Annotated in this window: 18 protein-coding genes; 14 read left to right on the forward strand and 4 right to left on the reverse strand. The window is 64.9% G+C overall.

Translation table 11 applies throughout. From position 1 onward, the window contains the following. Positions 1 to 113 precede the first annotated feature (113 nt). The 10 genes from CIT39_RS10440 to ccoS all read left to right on the forward strand — a co-directional run bounded on the left by CIT39_RS10440 (position 114) and on the right by ccoS (position 9,523). Positions 114 to 947 (forward strand): universal stress protein, encoded by an 834-nt coding sequence (locus tag CIT39_RS10440; protein ID WP_094975433.1) that lies wholly within the window; start codon positions 114 to 116, stop codon positions 945 to 947. A gap of 34 nt (positions 948 to 981) precedes the next feature. Continuing rightward, positions 982 to 1,407 (forward strand): CBS domain-containing protein, encoded by a 426-nt coding sequence (locus CIT39_RS10445; RefSeq protein WP_094975432.1) that lies wholly within the window; start codon positions 982 to 984, stop codon positions 1,405 to 1,407. Between the two features lie 207 nt (positions 1,408 to 1,614). Further along, on the forward strand, positions 1,615 to 3,264 hold the full coding sequence (gene ccoN, locus CIT39_RS10450; protein WP_094975431.1) for a cytochrome-c oxidase, cbb3-type subunit I: 1,650 nt from the start codon (positions 1,615 to 1,617) through the stop codon (positions 3,262 to 3,264). 10 nt (positions 3,265 to 3,274) lie between these two features. Further along, complete coding sequence (ccoO, locus tag CIT39_RS10455; protein ID WP_094975430.1) at positions 3,275 to 4,009, forward strand: cytochrome-c oxidase, cbb3-type subunit II; 735 nt, start codon at positions 3,275 to 3,277, stop codon at positions 4,007 to 4,009. 13 nt (positions 4,010 to 4,022) lie between these two features. After that, a complete protein-coding gene (locus CIT39_RS10460; RefSeq protein WP_015687703.1) occupies positions 4,023 to 4,187 on the forward strand; it encodes a CcoQ/FixQ family Cbb3-type cytochrome c oxidase assembly chaperone in 165 nt (54 codons plus the stop codon). 5 nt (positions 4,188 to 4,192) lie between these two features. Next, a complete protein-coding gene (ccoP, locus tag CIT39_RS10465; protein WP_094975429.1) occupies positions 4,193 to 5,068 on the forward strand; it encodes a cytochrome-c oxidase, cbb3-type subunit III in 876 nt (291 codons plus the stop codon). Between the two features lie 122 nt (positions 5,069 to 5,190). Beyond that, complete coding sequence (gene ccoG, locus CIT39_RS10470) at positions 5,191 to 6,654, forward strand: cytochrome c oxidase accessory protein CcoG (RefSeq protein ID WP_094975428.1); 1,464 nt, start codon at positions 5,191 to 5,193, stop codon at positions 6,652 to 6,654. Between the two features lie 15 nt (positions 6,655 to 6,669). Beyond that, the gene (locus tag CIT39_RS10475; protein ID WP_094975427.1) at positions 6,670 to 7,155 is read left to right on the forward strand and encodes a FixH family protein; all 486 of its coding nucleotides are present in this window, start codon (positions 6,670 to 6,672) and stop codon (positions 7,153 to 7,155) included. Positions 7,156 to 7,166: 11 nt separating this feature from the next. Further along, positions 7,167 to 9,356, forward strand: a complete 2,190-nt coding sequence (locus CIT39_RS10480; RefSeq protein WP_094975426.1) for a cation-translocating P-type ATPase — start codon at positions 7,167 to 7,169, stop codon at positions 9,354 to 9,356. Continuing rightward, the gene (gene ccoS, locus CIT39_RS10485; RefSeq protein ID WP_063196351.1) at positions 9,356 to 9,523 is read left to right on the forward strand and encodes a cbb3-type cytochrome oxidase assembly protein CcoS; all 168 of its coding nucleotides are present in this window, start codon (positions 9,356 to 9,358) and stop codon (positions 9,521 to 9,523) included. The genes CIT39_RS10480 and ccoS overlap by 1 nt, the downstream gene beginning before the upstream one ends. On the opposite strand, the gene CIT39_RS10490 is transcribed toward ccoS, so the two are convergent. Both CIT39_RS10490 and CIT39_RS10495 read right to left on the reverse strand, forming a co-directional pair. Further along, on the reverse strand, positions 9,520 to 10,722 hold the full coding sequence (locus CIT39_RS10490; RefSeq protein WP_094975425.1) for an MFS transporter: 1,203 nt from the start codon (positions 10,720 to 10,722) through the stop codon (positions 9,520 to 9,522). The two genes, ccoS and CIT39_RS10490, sit on opposite strands and share 4 nt — an antisense overlap. An 87-nt stretch (positions 10,723 to 10,809) precedes the next feature. After that, positions 10,810 to 11,292: a cupin domain-containing protein gene (locus tag CIT39_RS10495; protein ID WP_094975424.1), complete on the reverse strand. Its 483-nt coding sequence runs from the start codon at positions 11,290 to 11,292 to the stop codon at positions 10,810 to 10,812. A gap of 237 nt (positions 11,293 to 11,529) precedes the next feature. Here CIT39_RS10495 and CIT39_RS10500 point away from each other — a divergent pair, with 237 nt between their 5' ends. Both CIT39_RS10500 and CIT39_RS10505 read left to right on the forward strand, forming a co-directional pair. Further along, entirely contained in the window at positions 11,530 to 11,814 is a 285-nt protein-coding gene (locus CIT39_RS10500; RefSeq protein ID WP_162308438.1) for a hypothetical protein, read from the forward strand. Between the two features lie 81 nt (positions 11,815 to 11,895). After that, entirely contained in the window at positions 11,896 to 12,612 is a 717-nt protein-coding gene (locus CIT39_RS10505) for a peroxiredoxin-like family protein (protein ID WP_094975836.1), read from the forward strand. A 61-nt stretch (positions 12,613 to 12,673) separates the two neighbouring features. On the opposite strand, the gene CIT39_RS10510 is transcribed toward CIT39_RS10505, so the two are convergent. Further along, entirely contained in the window at positions 12,674 to 13,555 is an 882-nt protein-coding gene (locus CIT39_RS10510) for a LysR family transcriptional regulator (RefSeq protein WP_094975423.1), read from the reverse strand. A 176-nt stretch (positions 13,556 to 13,731) separates the two neighbouring features. On the opposite strand from CIT39_RS10510, the gene CIT39_RS10515 reads away from it, so the two are divergent. Both CIT39_RS10515 and CIT39_RS10520 read left to right on the forward strand, forming a co-directional pair. After that, positions 13,732 to 14,556, forward strand: a complete 825-nt coding sequence (locus CIT39_RS10515; protein ID WP_094975422.1) for a 3-hydroxybutyrate dehydrogenase — start codon at positions 13,732 to 13,734, stop codon at positions 14,554 to 14,556. A 73-nt stretch (positions 14,557 to 14,629) separates the two neighbouring features. Beyond that, positions 14,630 to 15,778: a patatin-like phospholipase family protein gene (locus tag CIT39_RS10520; RefSeq protein WP_094975835.1), complete on the forward strand. Its 1,149-nt coding sequence runs from the start codon at positions 14,630 to 14,632 to the stop codon at positions 15,776 to 15,778. Between the two features lie 20 nt (positions 15,779 to 15,798). On the opposite strand, the gene glgA is transcribed toward CIT39_RS10520, so the two are convergent. Then, positions 15,799 to 17,214 (reverse strand): glycogen synthase GlgA, encoded by a 1,416-nt coding sequence (gene glgA, locus CIT39_RS10525; protein ID WP_094975421.1) that lies wholly within the window; start codon positions 17,212 to 17,214, stop codon positions 15,799 to 15,801. Between the last annotated feature and the right edge of the window lie 151 nt (positions 17,215 to 17,365).

The following is a 17,365-nucleotide window of genomic DNA, read 5'->3' on the forward strand; positions in this document are numbered from 1 at the left end:
TGTCGCTGCCGATTGACGGCAAGTCGGATGCCTGCGGCCTCCTTGATCTATCTCATCCCCATGTGCGGAAGCAGGCGTAAGTTCTACAAAAGTCTTTGCACTGGAGAATTCCGATGACATACGCGACGGTGATGGTCAGCCTGGCGCTCGATCAGTCCAACGAGGCGCGTCTTCAGGTCGCGGGCGAGCTCGCCGAACGATTCGAGGCGGCCATCGTCGGGGTCGCGGCGGCGCAGTTCGCGCCGCCGCTCTATTTCACCGACGGCGTCGAGGCGCAAGCACTGATCGACGAGGGCGAAGCTTCGGTCAAGCGGCGGCTGGCCGGCCTTGAGGCGCAATTCCGCGCCGCCACGAAGAATCGCGGCGGACATGCGGAGTGGCGCAGCGCCATAGACTTTCCGGCGCGATTCGCCCTGGCGCAGGCGCGTTGCGCCGACATCGTCGTGAGCGGCGGGCAGAGCCCGGCCTTCTCCGACGCGTTCGCGCTCGCCAGCGCCAAGGATCTGGTGATGCAGGCTGGCCGCCCCCTTCTCGTCGTGCCCGACCGGGTCAACTGGCTCGACCTGCGCAGCGTGCTGGTGGCGTGGAAGGACACGCCGGAGGCGCGGCGCGCGGTGGCCGATGCGCTGCCGATGCTGCGCAAGGCGAGAGACGTCACCATCGCCACAATTCCGGAGCGCGACGACGACCGTTCGGTCGTGATGGCCGGCATTACCGACGTTGCCGCCTGGCTCGCCCGCCATGGCGTCACCGCGACCGCGCGCATCTGCGAAGGCGCCAGGAACGAAGCCGCCGCTGTGCAATTGGAGAAGGTCGCCGGCGACGTCGATGCCGGCCTGATCGTAGCGGGCGCCTATGGCCATTCGAGGTTTCGTGAGCTGATCCTGGGAGGCGTCACTCAATATCTGGTCACGCAGACCGCCCGCAGCGTGCTGCTGTCGCACTGACGGCCGGCCGGAATCGAATCGAGGAGGACGCGCCGTGTACAGATTTCTTGAACAGACCGTCGACGGCTACATGACGCGCAACGTCAAGGCGGTGCAGCGGGACCGTAACCTGCTCGAACTCAGCGAGATGTTCGAGGCCGACGATTTCAACTCCTATCCGGTCGTGGACGACGGGCAGGTGGTCGGCATCGTCACCAAATTCGACATCCTGAAGTGCTTCGCCTTCTCGCCGAGCCAGATGCTGCCCCGCTATCACGACCTGATGAGCCGCAAGATCGGCGACGTCATGACGCCCGAGTTCATCTATGTCAGCCCCGACACGCGGCTGACGCGCGTGCTCCAGATCATGGTGGAGCACCGCATCAGGAGCATCATCGTGCTCGACGGCGCGCAGAAGCTGGTCGGAATCATCGCCCGCGAGGATGTCATCGCGGCGCTCAAGGCGACGGCGCGCGACTGACGCATCGCTCCGGTTCCTGCAATTTCCCGCCTCCGTGATCTCCCGGAGGCGAGCCCTGCCACGCGCGATGCGCGGCGCAAGGGATTGACATCGCGGCCATATCTGAGCCGGCCAACATTAACAGAAATCCACTTGTCTTGATTTCAATCAATTCCCCGCGAGGGTGAATGTGGTTTCTGGCGCTGTGTTCTTTCAGAGAGAATCCGCATGAGCCAGCCCTCCATCTCCAAATCCATGACCATCGGTGAAAGCGGCTTGGCTGTCGTGTTCGCAGTCACCGCCTTCCTCTGCGTGATCGCTTCGGCCAAAGCGCTCGATGCGCCCTTCGCCTTCCATGCCGCGCTCAGCGCGGCGGCGAGCCTGGCTGCGGTGTTCGTCATCGTCAACCGCTACCTCGACCGTCCGGCGGCGCTGCCGCCGCAGGAGATCAACGGACGCCCGAACTACAATATGGGCCCGATCAAGTTCTCCTCCTTCATGGCGGTGTTCTGGGGCATTGCCGGCTTTCTCGTCGGCCTCCTCATCGCCTCGCAGCTGGCTTGGCCGGCGCTGAACTTCGATCTGCCCTGGACCAGCTTCGGCCGCCTGCGGCCGCTGCACACCTCCGCCGTGATCTTCGCTTTCGGCGGCAACGTGCTGATCGCGACCTCGTTCTACGTGGTGCAGAAGTCCTGCCACGTACGCCTCGCCGGTTATCTCGCGCCCTGGTTCGTCGTGGTGGGCTACAACTTCTTCATTCTGATCGCCGGCACCGGCTATCTGCTCGGCGTCACCCAGTCGAAGGAATATGCCGAGCCGGAATGGTATGCCGACCTCTGGCTGACCATCGTCTGGGTCGCCTACCTGCTCGTCTTCCTTGCCACCATCATCAAGCGCAAGGAGCCGCACATCTTCGTCGCGAACTGGTTCTATCTCGCCTTCATCGTGACGATCGCGGTCCTGCATCTCGGCAACAATCCGGCGCTTCCCGTCTCGGTGTTCGGCTCGAAGTCCTACGTCGCCTGGGGCGGCATCCAGGACGCCATGTTCCAGTGGTGGTACGGCCACAACGCCGTCGGCTTCTTCCTGACCGCCGGCTTCCTCGCCATCATGTACTACTTCATCCCGAAGCGCGCCGGGCGGCCAATCTATTCCTACCGGCTGTCGATCATCCACTTCTGGGCGCTGATCTTCCTCTACATCTGGGCCGGTCCGCACCATCTGCACTACACGGCGCTGCCGGATTGGACGCAGACGCTGGGCATGACCTTCTCGATCATGCTGTGGATGCCCTCCTGGGGCGGCATGATCAACGGCCTGATGACGCTGTCTGGTGCCTGGGACAAGCTGCGCACCGACCCCGTGCTGCGCATGCTCGTGGTCTCCGTCGCCTTCTACGGCATGTCGACCTTCGAAGGCCCGATGATGTCGATCAAGGTGGTCAACTCGCTCAGTCACTACACCGACTGGACCATCGGCCACGTGCATTCCGGCGCGCTCGGCTGGGTCGGCTTCGTCTCCTTCGGCGCGCTCTACTGCCTGGTGCCGTGGGCCTGGAATCGCAAGGAGCTCTACAGCCTGAAGCTGGTCAACTGGCACTTCTGGATCGCGACCCTCGGCATCGTCCTCTACATCTCGGCGATGTGGGTGTCCGGCATCCTGCAGGGCCTGATGTGGCGCGCCTACACTTCGCTCGGCTTCCTCGAATATTCCTTCATCGAGACCGTCGAGGCGATGCATCCCTTCTACATCATCCGTGCTGCCGGCGGGGCGCTGTTCCTGATCGGCGCGCTGATCATGGCCTATAATCTCTGGATGACGGTTCGCGTCGGCGAGGCGGAAGTCCAGATGCCCGTCGCTCTTCAGCCGGCGGAATGAGGAGCAAACCATGTCGTTCTGGACACGCCACCAAGTCTTCGAAAAGAACTCCATCATCCTGGTCGTCGGCATCCTGCTGGTGATCGCGGTCGGCGGTCTCGTCGAGATCACCCCGCTGTTCTACCTCAAGAGCACGATCGAGAAGGTCGACGGGGTCAGGCCCTACACGCCGCTGGAGCTCGCCGGGCGCAACGTCTACGTCCGCGAGGGCTGCTATCTCTGCCACTCGCAGATGATCCGTCCGCTGCGCGACGAGGTCGAGCGTTACGGCCACTTCTCGCTCGCCGCCGAGAGCATGTTCGACCACCCGTTCCAGTGGGGCTCCAAGCGTACCGGTCCCGACCTCGCCCGCGTCGGCGCCAAATATTCCGACGACTGGCACGTCACCCATCTGACCAACCCGCGCGCGATCGTGCCGCAGTCGGTGATGCCGGGTTATCCATTCCTCAGCCAGAGCGAGGTCGATCCGGACACGATCGCCGACCACATGCGGACGCTGAGGACGGTTGGCGTACCCTACACGGACGACCAGATCGCCAGCGCCGGCGCCGACATGAAGGCCCAGGCCGATCCGGACAACGCCGGCAGCGACGCCTTCAACAAGCGCTATGCCAAGGCCGTCGTACGCAATTTCGACGGCAAGGTCGGTTCGCCTACCGAGATGGACGCGCTGATCGCGTACCTGCAGATGCTCGGCACGCTGGTCGACTTCAAGATCTACAACGAGAAAGCCAATCTTCGCTGAGAAGGCATGAACGATGAAAGCCATCCTGACACTCGACAATCTCGCGTCCGGTCTCGTGACCACGATCTGGACGCCGGTGTTCGTCGCGATCTTTCTCGCGATCATCGCCTACGCATTTTGGCCCCGTAACAAGGCTGCCTTCGACGAAGCAGCGCACCTGCCGTTGCGGGAGGAGTGAGAGACATGACCGACCATCATAGCGACATCGATTCCGTCTCCGGCAAGTCCACGACCGGGCACGAGTGGGACGGCATCAAGGAGCTCAACACACCGCTGCCACGCTGGTGGGTGATCACCTTCTATCTCACCATCGTCTGGGCGATCGCCTACTGGATCGTCTATCCGGCCTGGCCGCTGATCGCCAGCAACACCACGGGCATGTTCGGCTACTCCTCGCGCGCCGACGTTGCCGTCGAACTCGCCAACCTCGAGAAGATCCGAGGTGGCAAGATGGTGGCGCTGGGCGCGGCCTCGCTCGCCGATATCGAGAAGGACCCGGCCTTGCTGGCGCTCGCCCGCGCCAAGGGCAAGACCGTGTTCGGCGACAATTGCGCGCCGTGCCACGGCTCCGGCGGTGCCGGCGCCAAGGGTTATCCGAACCTGAACGACGACGACTGGCTGTGGGGCGGCACGCTCGACCAGATCATGCAGACCATCCAGTTCGGCGCGCGCTCCGGTCATGCCAAGACGCATGAGGGCCAGATGCTCGCCTTCGGCAAGGACGGCGTGCTGAAGGGCGACGAGATCGTCACGGTCGCCAATTACGTGCGGTCGCTGTCGGGCCTGTCGACCCGCAACGGCTTCGATGCCGCCAAGGGCGAGAAGATCTTTGCGGAGAATTGCGTCGCCTGCCACGGCGACGGCGGCAAGGGCAACCAGGAGATGGGCGCGCCGAACCTGACCGACAAGATCTGGCTCTACGGCTCCGACGAGGCGAGCCTGGTCGAGACCATCAGCCAGGGCCGCGCCGGCGTGATGCCGGCCTGGGAAGGGCGGCTCGATCCCGCCACCATCAAGGCGATGGCCGTCTACGTCCACTCGCTGGGCGGCGGAAAATAGTCGAAGACGTGCCGATCGGCGGCCGAACGGGGGCGAACAAATTCGCCCCCGTTTGCGCTGGATCAACTGACCCAGCGGCATCGGGTCTAGGTTTAATCGCACCTTCCAAGGCGACTGAAGCGATGAACAAGACCGTGAACCCCAAAGACCTCACGTCGGATGGCGACGGACCGCTCTACGCTGCCCACAAGAAAGTCTATCCCCAGAGCGTCTCCGGCACATTCCGACGGATCAAATGGGGCCTGATGGCGATCTGCCTCGGGGTTTACTACTTCCTCCCCTTCGTGCGCTGGAACCGCGGCCTTGGCGCCCCCAGCCAGGCGGTGCTGATCGATCTACCCAACAGCCGCTTCTATTTCTTCTTCATCGAGCTGTGGCCACAGGAGGTCTACTACTTTACCGGCCTGTTGATCGTGGCGGCTGTGGCGCTGTTCCTGATGAACTCGGTCGGCGGCCGCATCTGGTGTGGTTATCTCTGTCCGCAGACGGTGTGGACCGACGTGTTCTACGCCGTCGAGCGTCTGATCGAGGGTGACCGGCGCGAGCGGATGAAGAAGGACAAGTCGTCCGACCCGATGAAGCTCGAGCGCATCTCCGAGATCGTGCTCAAGCATTCGATCTGGCTGCTGATCGCGTGGTGGACCGGCGGCGCCTGGGTGCTCTATTTCAACGATGCGCCGACGCTGGTGAAGGAGCTCGTCACCTTCCAGGCGCCCATGATCGCCTATATCTGGATCGGCATCCTCACCGCGACGACCTACGTGCTCGCCGGCTTCATGCGCGAGCAGGTCTGCACCTATATGTGCCCGTGGCCGCGCATCCAGGCGGCCCTGACCGACGAATGGGCGCTGAACGTCACCTATCGCTACGACCGCGGCGAGAAGCGCACCTCGGTCAAGAAGGCGGCCGAGTTGCGAGCGCTCGGTCAGCAGGTCGGCGACTGCGTCGACTGCTATCAATGCGTCGCGGTCTGCCCGACCGGCATCGACATCCGCAACGGGCCACAACTCGAATGCATCCAGTGCGGGCTCTGCATCGACGCCTGCGACAACGTCATGACCAAGATCGGTCGGCCGAAGCGGCTGATCGGCTACGACAACGACATCAACATCCAGCGCCGCCAGGACGGCAAGGCGCCAGTCTACAAGATCGTGCGCGCTCGAACCGTTGTCTACAGCGCGATCATCGCAGCCGTCGGCGGTTTCATGATCTACACGCTCGCGACCCGGAGCCTGCTCGACGTCAACGTGCTGCACGACCGCAATCCGGTCGCGGTCAAGCTCAGCGACGGTTCGATCCGCAACGCCTACACGGTGCGGCTGCTAAACAAGAGCGGCTACGACCGCGTCATCGCCATCGACGCGGAGGGGCCGGTCAATCTCACGATGCACGTCGTCGGGGCCGATTCGGTGACGCCAGACCGGCCGATGATCGTGATCCCGCGCGACTCCACCAGCGAACTCCGGCTGCTCGTCACCGCGCCCGCCGAGAACAATCCGGACAAATCAATTCCCGTCCGCTTCCACGTCATGGACATCGGACTGGGTGTCGCCGCGACCGCCACCGACAATTTCGTCGCGCCGTAAGTTCAGGAGACCGTCATGTCGTCAAAGCCACTGACCGGAACCAAGGTGTTCGTGATGCTGGTCGCCTTCTTCGGCCTCGTGATCGGCGTCAACGTCACGATGATGAAGCTTGCAATCGCGACGCTGCCCGGGACTGACGTCGACAGTCCCTATGCTGCGGGCCTGACCTACGAACACGAGATCTCGGCGGCACACGACCAGGCCGCGCGCAAATGGAAGGTCAACGCCCACATCGAACGCCGCAACGACGGGGGCGCCATGGTCCAGGTCGAAGCGCGCGACGCCAACGGGCAGCCGATCTCGGGGCTGAAGTTCGACGGACGCCTGGAGCGGCCGACCGACAAGCGAGCCGATCTCGCGGTCGCGTTCACCGAAACCGGAATTGGGATCTATCGTGGCGACGCCGCAGCGGTCGCGCCCGGCCAATGGAATCTCGTGATCGAGGGCGAGGCGCGTGGCGAGCGCGTGTTCCTGTCGCGTAACCGCGTGATCCTGAACTGAAGGACTTCGTCATGCAAGTCACGCGGGATTTCTCGCACTATGTCCGCACCGCGGGCGAGGGCGTCCAGCACATCGATCTTGCGGTCGAAGGCGTTCACTGCGCCGGCTGCATGGCCAAGATCGAGCGTGGCCTCTCGGCCATCCCCGACGTCACCCTGGCCCGCGTCAATCTCACCGACCGTCGCGTCGCGCTGGAATGGAAGGCGGGAACGCTCGACCCCGGAAAGTTCATCGATCGCCTCGAAGAGCTTGGCTACAAGGCCTATCCGTTCGAGACCGAGAGCGCGGAAGTGGCGGAAGTCGCCGAATCGCGTTTCCTGCTGCGCTGCCTCGGCGTCGCCGCGTTCGCCACCATGAACGTGATGATGCTGTCGATCCCGGTGTGGTCGGGCAACGTCTCGGACATGCTGCCCGAGCAGCGCGACTTCTTCCACTGGCTCTCGGCGTTGATCGCGTTGCCGGCGGCAGCCTATGCCGGTCAGCCGTTCTTCCGCTCGGCCTGGCGCGCGTTGTCGGCAAAGACGACCAACATGGACGTTCCGATCTCGATCGGCGTGATCCTGGCGCTCGGCATGTCCGTGGTCGAGACCATCCACCATGCCGAGCACGCCTATTTCGACGCGGCGATCATGCTGCTGACTTTCCTGCTGGTCGGCCGCGTCCTCGACCAGAACATGCGGCGGCGGACCCGGGCGGTTGCCGGCAATCTCGCGGCGCTGAAGGCGGAGACGGCCGCGAAGTTCGTCGGCCCTGATGAAATCTCGCAGGTGCCGGTGGCCGCGATCAATCCAGGCGACATCGTGCTGCTGCGGCCCGGCGAGCGCTGCGCGGTCGACGGCACGGTGATCGAGGGACGTTCCGAGATCGACCAGAGCCTGATCACGGGCGAGACGCTCTATGTCACGGCCGAGCAGGGCACGCCGGTCTATGCGGGCTCGATGAACATCTCGGGCACGCTGCGGGTGCGGGTCTCGGCCGCGTCCGAGGCGACGCTGCTCGCCGAGATCACGCGGCTGCTCGACAACGCGCTGCAGGCGCGCTCGCGCTACATGCGGCTCGCCGACCGCGCCTCGCGGCTCTACGCGCCGGTGGTGCATGCGACCGCGCTCATCACCATCCTCGGCTGGGTCGTCGCCGGCGCGTCCTGGCATGATGCGATCGTGACGGGCGTAGCCGTGCTGATCATCACATGTCCCTGTGCGCTGGGGCTTGCCATTCCGACCGTGCAGACCATCGCCTCCGGCACGATGTTCAAGTCCGGGGTGCTGCTGAATTCCGGCGACGCAATCGAGCGGCTGGCCGAGGCGGACCATGTCATCTTCGACAAGACCGGCACGCTGACGCTGCCGGATCTCGAAGTGATGAATGCCGCCGACATTCCCGCCGATGTCTTCGAACTCGCCGGCCGGCTTGCGCTGTCGAGCCATCATCCGGTCGCGGCCGCCGTCGCGCAGGCGGCCGGCGCCAGATCGCCTGTTGTCGGCGCGACCGAAGAAGCCGGGCAAGGCGTCCGTGCGAGCGTGGACGGCGTCGAGCTTCGCCTTGGCCGCCCCTCCTTCTGCGGTGCAGAGGCGCTGATCGGCAGCACCATGGTCGATCCCGAAGCCTCCATCGTTGCTTTCAGCAAGGGCAGCGAAAAGTTCGTCCTCTCGGTCCGCCAGGGCCTGCGGCCGGATGCGAAGGCCGTGATCGCGGCGCTGAAGGCGCGTAACATCGGCATCGAGATTCTCTCCGGCGATCGCGAGCCGGCCGTGAAGGCGGCGGCCCATGTGCTTGAAATCTCCGAATGGCGTGCCGGCGTCACGCCGGCCGACAAGATCGCACGGATCGAGGAATTGAAGCAGCGCGGCGCCAAGGTGCTTATGGTCGGCGACGGCATGAACGATGCGCCGTCGCTCGCGGCAGCCCATGTCTCGATGTCGCCGATCTCGGCCGCGCATCTGAGCCAGGCCACCGCCGACCTGGTCTTCCTCGGCCGGCCACTGGCTCCGGTGGTCGCCGCCATCGACACCTCGCGCAAGGCGCTGCATCTGATGCGGCAGAACCTCTGGCTTGCGATCGGCTACAATGTGCTGGCGGTGCCGGTTGCGATCAGCGGCGTCGTGACGCCCCTGATCGCGGCTGCGGCCATGAGCGGATCCTCGATCCTGGTCATGCTGAATTCGCTGCGGGCGCGCAGCAAGTCGCGGGAGATCGCGTGATGGAGATCCTGGTCATCCTGGTCCCGCTGGCGCTGATGCTCGGAGGCGCCGGTCTGGTCGCCTTTCTCTGGTCGCTCAAAAGTGGCCAGTACGACGATCTCGATGGTGCTGCCTGGCGCGCGATCGCCGACGACGAGCCGCCGCAGGAGGCGCCGGCGAAGCGCTAGCGCCTCAGGGCGAAGGTGAGCATGGCTGCAGCCGCAAGGGCCACGCCCACGCCGAGTACGCACGCGTGCCATCCGAATGCGTCGAACAGGCGCCCGAGCACGGCCGTGCCGACCAGCCCTCCGCAGAAATAGCACGCAAGATAGGTCCCGCTGGCGATGCCGCGGTTGTCGGCAGCCGCCTGTCCGACGAAGCCCGTCGCAGCGGCCTGCGCGAAGAATGTGCCGACGCCGACGAGAACCATGCCGGAGAGGACTTCGCTCAGATGCGGCATCAGCATCAAGGGCAGGCCAAGCCCCGCAATTGCGAGCGCGCCCCAAATCGTCGGACGCGTTCCAAGCCGCGATGCCACCCGGCCGGCCAGAAGCGTCGTGATGACCGACGGCAGAAAGACGAAATAGACGAGGCCCACATCCATCATGCCGAGCGACAGCGGCGGCCGGACCAGAACGAAATTGACGAAGGTGAAGGTGCCGATGAAGGCGAACAGGATGCAAAAGCCGATGCCGAAGGCGGCGCGCAGCCGCGGATTGCGCCAATGCGCGATCGCGACGGCAAGCGGCGATGCGGCCGGCATCATCGCCTGCATCGGCTGCGCGCGTCGGATCGTGAAATAGACCAGCACCGCACCGGTCAGATTGAGCGCCGCGAACAGATAGAAATTCCAGGCGAGGCCGAGTCCGTCGGCCACGGCAGCGGAGATCAGCCGTCCCACGAGGTTGCTTGCGACATTGCCGGTGATGTAGGCGGCAAAGGCGCCGCCTGCATCCATGGCGCTGCACTGCTCGCCGAGATAGGCGAGGGTGAGCGCGAAGGCGGACGCCATGCACAGGCCCTGCGCGACCCGCAAGGCCGTGAAGACGGTGAGATTTGGCGCCGAGGCGAGCAGGCTGGTCGGAATCGCCAGTAGCGCCAGGCTGAGCAGGATGCCGAAGCGCCGGTTGATGTGCGGGCTGAAAAAGCCGACGACGAGGCTGGCTGCGGCCATCCCGAAGGTGCTGGCGTTGACGGCAAAGCCCATCGCCGCCGGCGTGACGCCGTAGTGCCGCGTCAGCGCGGGCAGGATCGCCTGCGTCGCGAAGAGATCGACGACGGTCAGGAATGCGGTGAGCCCGATCACGAGTGAGCGCAGCGCCAGGCCTTGGGAATGCGCCCCCATCGTCGTCGCGGCCCCTGTTGTCGGCGCAGAAAGATCGCTCATGGCGGAATTGTCCTGTGAGGATGTGGCGCCCGGCATGGGGTCCCGGGCGCCACATCCAGTAACGTGCGCTTGGGCTAGTCGCGCTCGTTACATGTGGTGGTCGTTGGGATCCTTGCGGACGTCGCCGACATAGAGAATGACGGTGTCATTGCCGAGGTTCTTCCACCAATGCGAGGTGCCATGGACCTCGGAGCGGATGTCGCCCGCCTTGTGCACGATCGGATCGACGCAGTTGGAGGCGTATTCGACGATCTCGCCCTGCTGCACGAAGATCAAGGCGGGACGGTCGTCGTGGCTGTGCCAGGGCACGATACCGCCGGGCTCGATGGTCAGCTTGCGGAAGCGTAGCTCGCGCCCCTCGATATGTGCGGGCTGCTTGCCGAGGTCGATCGCACCGAGCGTGACGTCGGTAACGCCGACCGGCTTATAGTCGACCATCTGCTGGGCGTTGGGCTTGATCTTGCCGGCCGGGCATTCGCCGGCGGCGACCGGCTGTGCCGAGAGCGTGAGCGCACCGGCGAGGGCAAGGCCCGGCCAGATCAGACGCGACAGGGCATGGCTCCTGGACATGGAAAGTCTCCTGTGTTGGCCGCAACCCCACTGGTCGCCGGCGATGACGGGAGCTTCATCGAGATCGCAGCCATCCTGAAATGCCGGCTTGCTCTCGATGCGATAGCATCGCGCTATGTTGATGCGCGGCGGCTATCAATCCGATTGGGCAACGGCATTTCCGCTTTCGCGGCATTCGGCGTCCGATGGCGGGGCGCCCCATTGGCGGGCGTTCGCGTCAATCGGGAGGAGCCCCTCATGCCGAAATTATCCAAGACCCTGATCGCCACCGCCGCGTTTGCGGTCATCACCACCTCGGCCTTCTCGGAGGCCGCCTGGGACTTCAAGGCCGGCATGGCCTATGTCTATGGCGGCCCCGGCAAGATGTCAGCGATGGCCATGGCCCCTGCCGAGAAGAATCACGAAGCCATGATGAAGAGCGCCAAGAAGGTGCCCGACAACACCGTCTTCTTCATGGACAACGGATCGCTGTACTACACCTCGGGACGGCTCGATCCGACCGGCAATTTCTACGTGAACTGAACGGGTCCTGGCATCGCGGCCGCCCCTTGCGGGCGGCCGAACCCGGAAACTAATATTCCCCAGGAAATGCCGGAGCAGAAGATGACAGCCCTCTCGCCCGCCGACGCCGAACAGCTCAGGCTTGCCTTCCAGCGCTGCCGTGACATGGACGGCACGCTGAACGAACAGCTCCGCGCCTATGCCGACGCCAGCCGTGCGGTCTTTCCGGCCTACGGTGAGGCCGTCGATCGCCTTGTGGCGAGATTGGGCGGCAACGGCGGTGGCGAGTCCGCGCCGCGCCCGGGCGATGCGATGCCGCCATTCATGCTACCGGACGAGGCCGGACGTCTCGTCACGCTGCCGTCGCTGCTGGAGCGTGGTCCGCTCGCCGTGATGTTCTTCCGCGGCCATTGGTGTCCCTATTGCCGGCTGAACGTCCGCGCCGTGGTCCAGGCGCTCGATCGCATCAAGGCCATGGGGGCACAGGTCGTCGCGGTGATGCCGGAGACGCAGGAATATACCGGGCTACTCAAGGCCGAGTCCGGCGCGCCGTTTCCGATCTTGACTGACCTCGACAACGGCTATGCGCTTTCGCTCAATCTTGCGATCTGGCTCGGCGCCGAGATCCAGAGCCTGTTGTCCTATCAGGACATGGCGAGATTCCACGGCAATGACGGCTGGGTGCTGCCGATCCCGGCCGTATTCGTGGTCGGTCGCGACGGCATCGTGACAGCTCGCTTCGTCGATCCCGATTTCCGCAAGCGCATGGAGATCGATGATCTGCTCGCGGCGCTGGAGAGTGCGGGCAGAGAGAACTGAGCGCTCGCGCTTTCTGCCGTCTCCCGCAAGAGGAGAGGGGAAGAGCCGATCGGCATCCCCGCTACCCCGCAATCTCGCGCCAGTCGGCGCCGCGCAGCATGCGCATCACGGCGTTGGCCACCGCAGTGCGCTGGCGGCCGGCCACCCCATAAAGGCTGACGGTGCGGCGGGCGTCCAGCCCGGCGACGGCGGCGCGCGTCAATGTCTGCGGCAGGGGCGAGGTATGCGGCACCATGGCAACGCCGATGTCGGCTTCGACCAACTCGATCAGGTCGCGCTCGCTCGAGATCTCGTGGCCATGCTCGATGCCGTGCTCGCGCAGGCTTACGGAGATGCGGCGCCCGTGCTCGCAATAAGTCCGGTTCAGCAATTGCTCCGAGCGCAAATCCTCCAGTTCGATCGTGCTGCGGCCGGCCAGCCGGTGTCCGTCGCCAACGACAAGATCGAAGCTCTCGGTGAACAGTGGCCAGGCGTCGAGCCGGTCCCAGGCCTCGTCGATCTCGGCGGCGATGCCGAGCTCGGCTTCGCCCTTCTTGAGGAAATCGCCGACCTCGCGGCTGGTCCCGCGCAGGAAGCGCAATTCGAGCCGGTTGAACTGCCGCCTGATCTCGTTGAGATGGGGAATGAGCAGTGCGAGATCGATCGAATGCGTCAGCGCGATGCGGAGCGCGCCGACCTCACCGCTTTTGAACGAGGAGGCGAGCGAGCGCGCGCCGGCGGCGGCGTCGAAACACTGCTTCAGGAGCGGATGCATGCGCTGGCCGAGCTCGGTGAGTTGCGCCGCCGGCCGCTCGCGGCGAAACAGGTCGCCGCCAAGCTCGGCCTCGAGCTGCTTGATCGCGCGCGTCAGCGAGGGCTGTGTGACGTTGCACTCCTCGGCCGCGCGCGTGAAATTGAGCAGCTGCGCCACCGCGAGGAAATAGCGGACCTGGTGCATTTCCATGGATCGGCTCCCGGCAAGATAGGGCGATCCTATCGGATCGAACCGGCGAATGACATCCCACCCGCAATAGCGCGCGCCTATGGATTCGGAAGCCAGCCGGTATTTCCGTTTGGGCCGCCGATCCTCCAGCGTCTGCGAAAGTTGGAAGTCCAGCCATCGCCAACGAGGACCAGGTCATGAACATGCCGCTGAAGCTGCAGACATCTCAGCCCGCACGCGCGTTGGCCGGCAAGGTGGCGCTGGTCACGGGCTCGACCAGCGGTATCGGCCTCGGCATTGCACGTGCGCTGGCGGCGGCCGGCGCCGACGTTGTGTTGAACGGTCTTGGCGTCGCCGCCGAGATCGGCCGGACGCGGGAGCAGATCGCCGCCGAGTTCAGCGTCAAGGCGAGCTACTCTCCGGCCGACATGACGAGGCCAAAGTCGATTGCCGAGATGATCGCGGCGACCATCGCCCAGGCCGGCCGGCTCGACATCCTCATCAACAATGCCGGCATCCAGCATGTCGCGCCGCTCGAGCAGTTTCCGGTCGAGAAATGGGAGCAGATTCTCGCCATCAATTTGACTTCGGCATTCCACACGACGCGGCTCGCGCTACCCGCGATGCGCCAGAACCGTTTTGGCCGGATCATCAACATCGCCTCCGCGCACGGCCTGGTCGGCTCGCCGTTCAAGGCGGCCTATGTCGCCGCCAAGCACGGCATCGTCGGCCTGACGAAAGTCACGGCGCTGGAGACCGCGGAGGAAGGCATCACCTGCAATGCGGTCTGTCCCGGCTACGTCTCCACGCCGCTGGTCGAAGCGCAGATCGACGGGCAGGCCAAGGCGCACGGCATTTCCCGCGATCAGGTGATCCGCGACGTGCTGCTCGCGCAGCAGCCGAACAAGCGCTTTGCCACGGTCGAGGAGCTGGGCGCGCTGACGGTGTTCCTGTCGACGGATGCTGCCGCTTCGATCACCGGGGTTGCGCTGCCGGTCGACGGCGGCTGGACCGCGCATTAACATGGGACGGCGCAACAACAAGTCGTCGCCCACTGCGAACATCCGGGTATTGCAGGCTGATCAGGAGCAAACCATGAGCGGTACGCAGGACAACACGCGAAGCAAGGCCTCGGACCTGCCGGGTCAGGTCGTCCTCGTGCTCCAGGGGGGCGGCGCGCTCGGCTCGTACCAGGCCGGCGTTTACCAGGCGCTGCACGAAGCCGGCATCGAGCCGGACTGGATCATTGGCACCTCGATCGGCGCGATCAATGCAAGCCTCATTGCGGGCAACGCGCCGGAGAATCGCCTCGCGCGCTTGAGAGAGTTCTGGCAGCGGATGGAGCAGAAGCCGGTCTGGGACTGGCGCGCCGCTTTTCCCGGCTTCAACGAGAAGCTGGCCTATTGGTCGGCCGTGACGCACGGCATTCCCGGTTTTTTCCGTCCCAATCCGCTGGCGCACGCCGGGGATTCCTATCCGCTGGGCGCCGACCACGCCGGCTTCTATTCGACTGCTCCTCTGGAGAAGACGCTGAGCGAGCTGGTCGATTTCGATCTGGCCAATCGCTGCGCGCCGCGGCTGACTGTCGGTGCGGCTCATGTCGGGACCAGCCAAATGCGCTATTTCGACAGCCGCGACGGCGTGCTGACGGTGAAACATGTCATGGCCTCCGGCGCATTGCCGCCGGCTTTTCCGGCGGTGCGTATTGACGGCGAGCTCTATTGGGACGGCGGCATCCTCTCGAACACGCCGACAGAAGCGGTGTTCGACGACAATCCGCGCAGGGATTCGCTGATCTTCTCCGTCCACCTGTGGAATCCCGTCGGCGCCGAGCCGACCACGATGGCGGAGGTGCTCAACAGGCACAAGGACGTGATGTATTCCAGCCGGATCGCGAGCCAGATCGCGCGCCAGCAGCAGACCCATCGGTTGCGCCATGTCATCAACCAGCTCGCTGCACGATTGCCCGAGAGCGAGCGCGGCGATGCCGCGGTGAGGGAGCTGACCAGCTATGGCTGTCCGACCCGCATGCACGTGGTGCGGCTGCTGGCGCCGCAGCTCGATCGCGAGACTCATACCAAGGATATCGACTTCAGCCCGTCGGGGATCACGCGGCGCTGGCACGCCGGTTATGCTCACACGAAGTCCGTGATCGCGCGAAAGCCCTGGATCGGCGATTTCGACCCGCTATCGGGTGTCGTGCTGCACGAGCACATGGACGAAATGCCGGAGGCTGCGGAATGAGGTTGCCCTGCCGTCGCGGCTCACACCGCTGCAAGCTTGCGGTACAGCGCGTTGTAGCTGCCCGCTGAGATGTTCCAGGAAAACGAGCGTCCCATGGCGCTGCGGCGCATGGTGTCGAGCTGATCGTGGGCCATGAAAGCCGAGAAAGCCCGGCGGACGCCGCCGAGGAATGACTCGCGCGAGGGCCTCGAGAACAGGAAGCCGGTCTCGCCGTCGGTGATGGTTTCGGCAAGGCCGCCGGTCTGGTGGCCGATCGGCAGCGAGCCGAAACGCTGGGCATACATCTGGCTCAGGCCGCACGGCTCGAAGCGCGAGGGCATCAGGGTGAAGTCGCTGCCGGCGAAGATGCGGCGCGCCTGGGCGTCGTTGAAGCCGATCACCACGCCGATGGCGTCGGGGCGGCGGCGATGCGCGTCGATCAAGGCCTGCTCCAGCGCCGGCTCGCCGGAGCCGGTGACCACGATCTGCCCGCCGGCATCGACGATCTCGTCGGCCGCCGACAGCACGAGGTCGATGCCCTTCTGGTGCACGAGGCGCGCGACGATGCCGAACATCGGGCCTCGCGACACCGCCAAGCCGAACTGCTTACGCACGTAATCCGCATTGGCCCTCTTGCCGACCCAATCGCCGGCGCCGAACTGCTGGGCAAGCTGGGCGCAGGAGCGGGGATCCCAGCTCTCGTCGATGCCGTTGAGGATGCCGGTGAGCTCCGACGCGTCCGAGCGCAGGCGGAGCAGGCCCTCCAGGCCGCAGCCGAATTCGGCCGTGGTGATCTCGCGCGCATAGGTGCCGCTGACGGTGGTGAGGTGCGAGGCGTAGACGAGGCCGGCCTTGAGGAAGGAGAGCTTGTCGTAGAACTCGACGCCGTCGATGTGAAATGAGCTCTCGGGTATGCCAATTCGCCGCAGCGAGTCCTTCGGGAAGAGGCCCTGATAGGCGAGGTTATGGATGGTCAGGATCGACGGGACTTTAGCGCCGCGCCAGGCGAGGTAGGCCGGCACGAGCGAAGCCTGCCAGTCGTTGGCATGAACCAGGTCCGCTGCCCAATTCTTGTCCAGCTTGCCCATGGCGAGCTCAGCGGCCGCCGAGGCAAAGCGCGCGAAGCGGATGTCATTGTCAGGCCAGTCGCGCCCGGCCTCGTCGCCATAGGGATTGCCGGGCCGGTCGTAGAGTTGTGAGCACAACAGCACGTAGACCGGTAGGCCGTCCTTGGTCGCGGCCCGTCCGAGCGAGCAGGCCGGCATCTCCGCGAAGGCCGGGCAGCGGCCGACGATCTGAATATGCGTGAGTTGCTCGATGATGTCGCGATAGCCGGGCAGCATGATCCGGATATCGGCAAAGGGACGTAGGGCGCGGGGCAGGGCCGCGGAAACCGCGCCGAGTCCGCCGACGCGGACGAAGTCGTCCATCTCAGTGGTAACGAACAAGACCCTCAAGAACAGCTGCCCTCTGTCGATCCCGTTTGTGGCTATGCAAGAACGGGTCCAGTTGTCCTGGAATTTCTTAAAGCTCACCCACGCGGTGCGTCGGTTCGGTAAACACTTTCCTACTCGGCCGCCGCCCTTTAGGGTCGCCGCATCAACGACA

The organism is Bradyrhizobium symbiodeficiens (assembly GCF_002266465.3).
In the GTDB taxonomy this organism is placed as follows: domain Bacteria; phylum Pseudomonadota; class Alphaproteobacteria; order Rhizobiales; family Xanthobacteraceae; genus Bradyrhizobium; species Bradyrhizobium symbiodeficiens.

What these genes read in the sequence shown, in the direction of transcription:
- CIT39_RS10495 (WP_094975424.1), bottom strand. Translation starts at nt 11,292, where the DNA reads ATGTCCAGGAGCCATGCCCTGTCGCGTCTGATCTGGCCGGGCCTTGCC.
- CIT39_RS10500 (WP_162308438.1), top strand. Translation starts at nt 11,530, where the DNA reads ATGCCGAAATTATCCAAGACCCTGATCGCCACCGCCGCGTTTGCGGTC.
- CIT39_RS10490 (WP_094975425.1), bottom strand. Translation starts at nt 10,722, where the DNA reads ATGAGCGATCTTTCTGCGCCGACAACAGGGGCCGCGACGACGATGGGG.
- CIT39_RS10475 (WP_094975427.1), top strand. Translation starts at nt 6,670, where the DNA reads ATGTCGTCAAAGCCACTGACCGGAACCAAGGTGTTCGTGATGCTGGTC.
- CIT39_RS10515 (WP_094975422.1), top strand. Translation starts at nt 13,732, where the DNA reads ATGAACATGCCGCTGAAGCTGCAGACATCTCAGCCCGCACGCGCGTTG.
- CIT39_RS10520 (WP_094975835.1), top strand. Translation starts at nt 14,630, where the DNA reads ATGAGCGGTACGCAGGACAACACGCGAAGCAAGGCCTCGGACCTGCCG.
- ccoS (WP_063196351.1), top strand. Translation starts at nt 9,356, where the DNA reads ATGGAGATCCTGGTCATCCTGGTCCCGCTGGCGCTGATGCTCGGAGGC.
- CIT39_RS10440 (WP_094975433.1), top strand. Translation starts at nt 114, where the DNA reads ATGACATACGCGACGGTGATGGTCAGCCTGGCGCTCGATCAGTCCAAC.
- CIT39_RS10480 (WP_094975426.1), top strand. Translation starts at nt 7,167, where the DNA reads ATGCAAGTCACGCGGGATTTCTCGCACTATGTCCGCACCGCGGGCGAG.
- ccoO (WP_094975430.1), top strand. Translation starts at nt 3,275, where the DNA reads ATGTCGTTCTGGACACGCCACCAAGTCTTCGAAAAGAACTCCATCATC.
- ccoG (WP_094975428.1), top strand. Translation starts at nt 5,191, where the DNA reads ATGAACAAGACCGTGAACCCCAAAGACCTCACGTCGGATGGCGACGGA.
- CIT39_RS10510 (WP_094975423.1), bottom strand. Translation starts at nt 13,555, where the DNA reads ATGGAAATGCACCAGGTCCGCTATTTCCTCGCGGTGGCGCAGCTGCTC.
- CIT39_RS10460 (WP_015687703.1), top strand. Translation starts at nt 4,023, where the DNA reads ATGAAAGCCATCCTGACACTCGACAATCTCGCGTCCGGTCTCGTGACC.
- ccoN (WP_094975431.1), top strand. Translation starts at nt 1,615, where the DNA reads ATGAGCCAGCCCTCCATCTCCAAATCCATGACCATCGGTGAAAGCGGC.
- ccoP (WP_094975429.1), top strand. Translation starts at nt 4,193, where the DNA reads ATGACCGACCATCATAGCGACATCGATTCCGTCTCCGGCAAGTCCACG.
- CIT39_RS10505 (WP_094975836.1), top strand. Translation starts at nt 11,896, where the DNA reads ATGACAGCCCTCTCGCCCGCCGACGCCGAACAGCTCAGGCTTGCCTTC.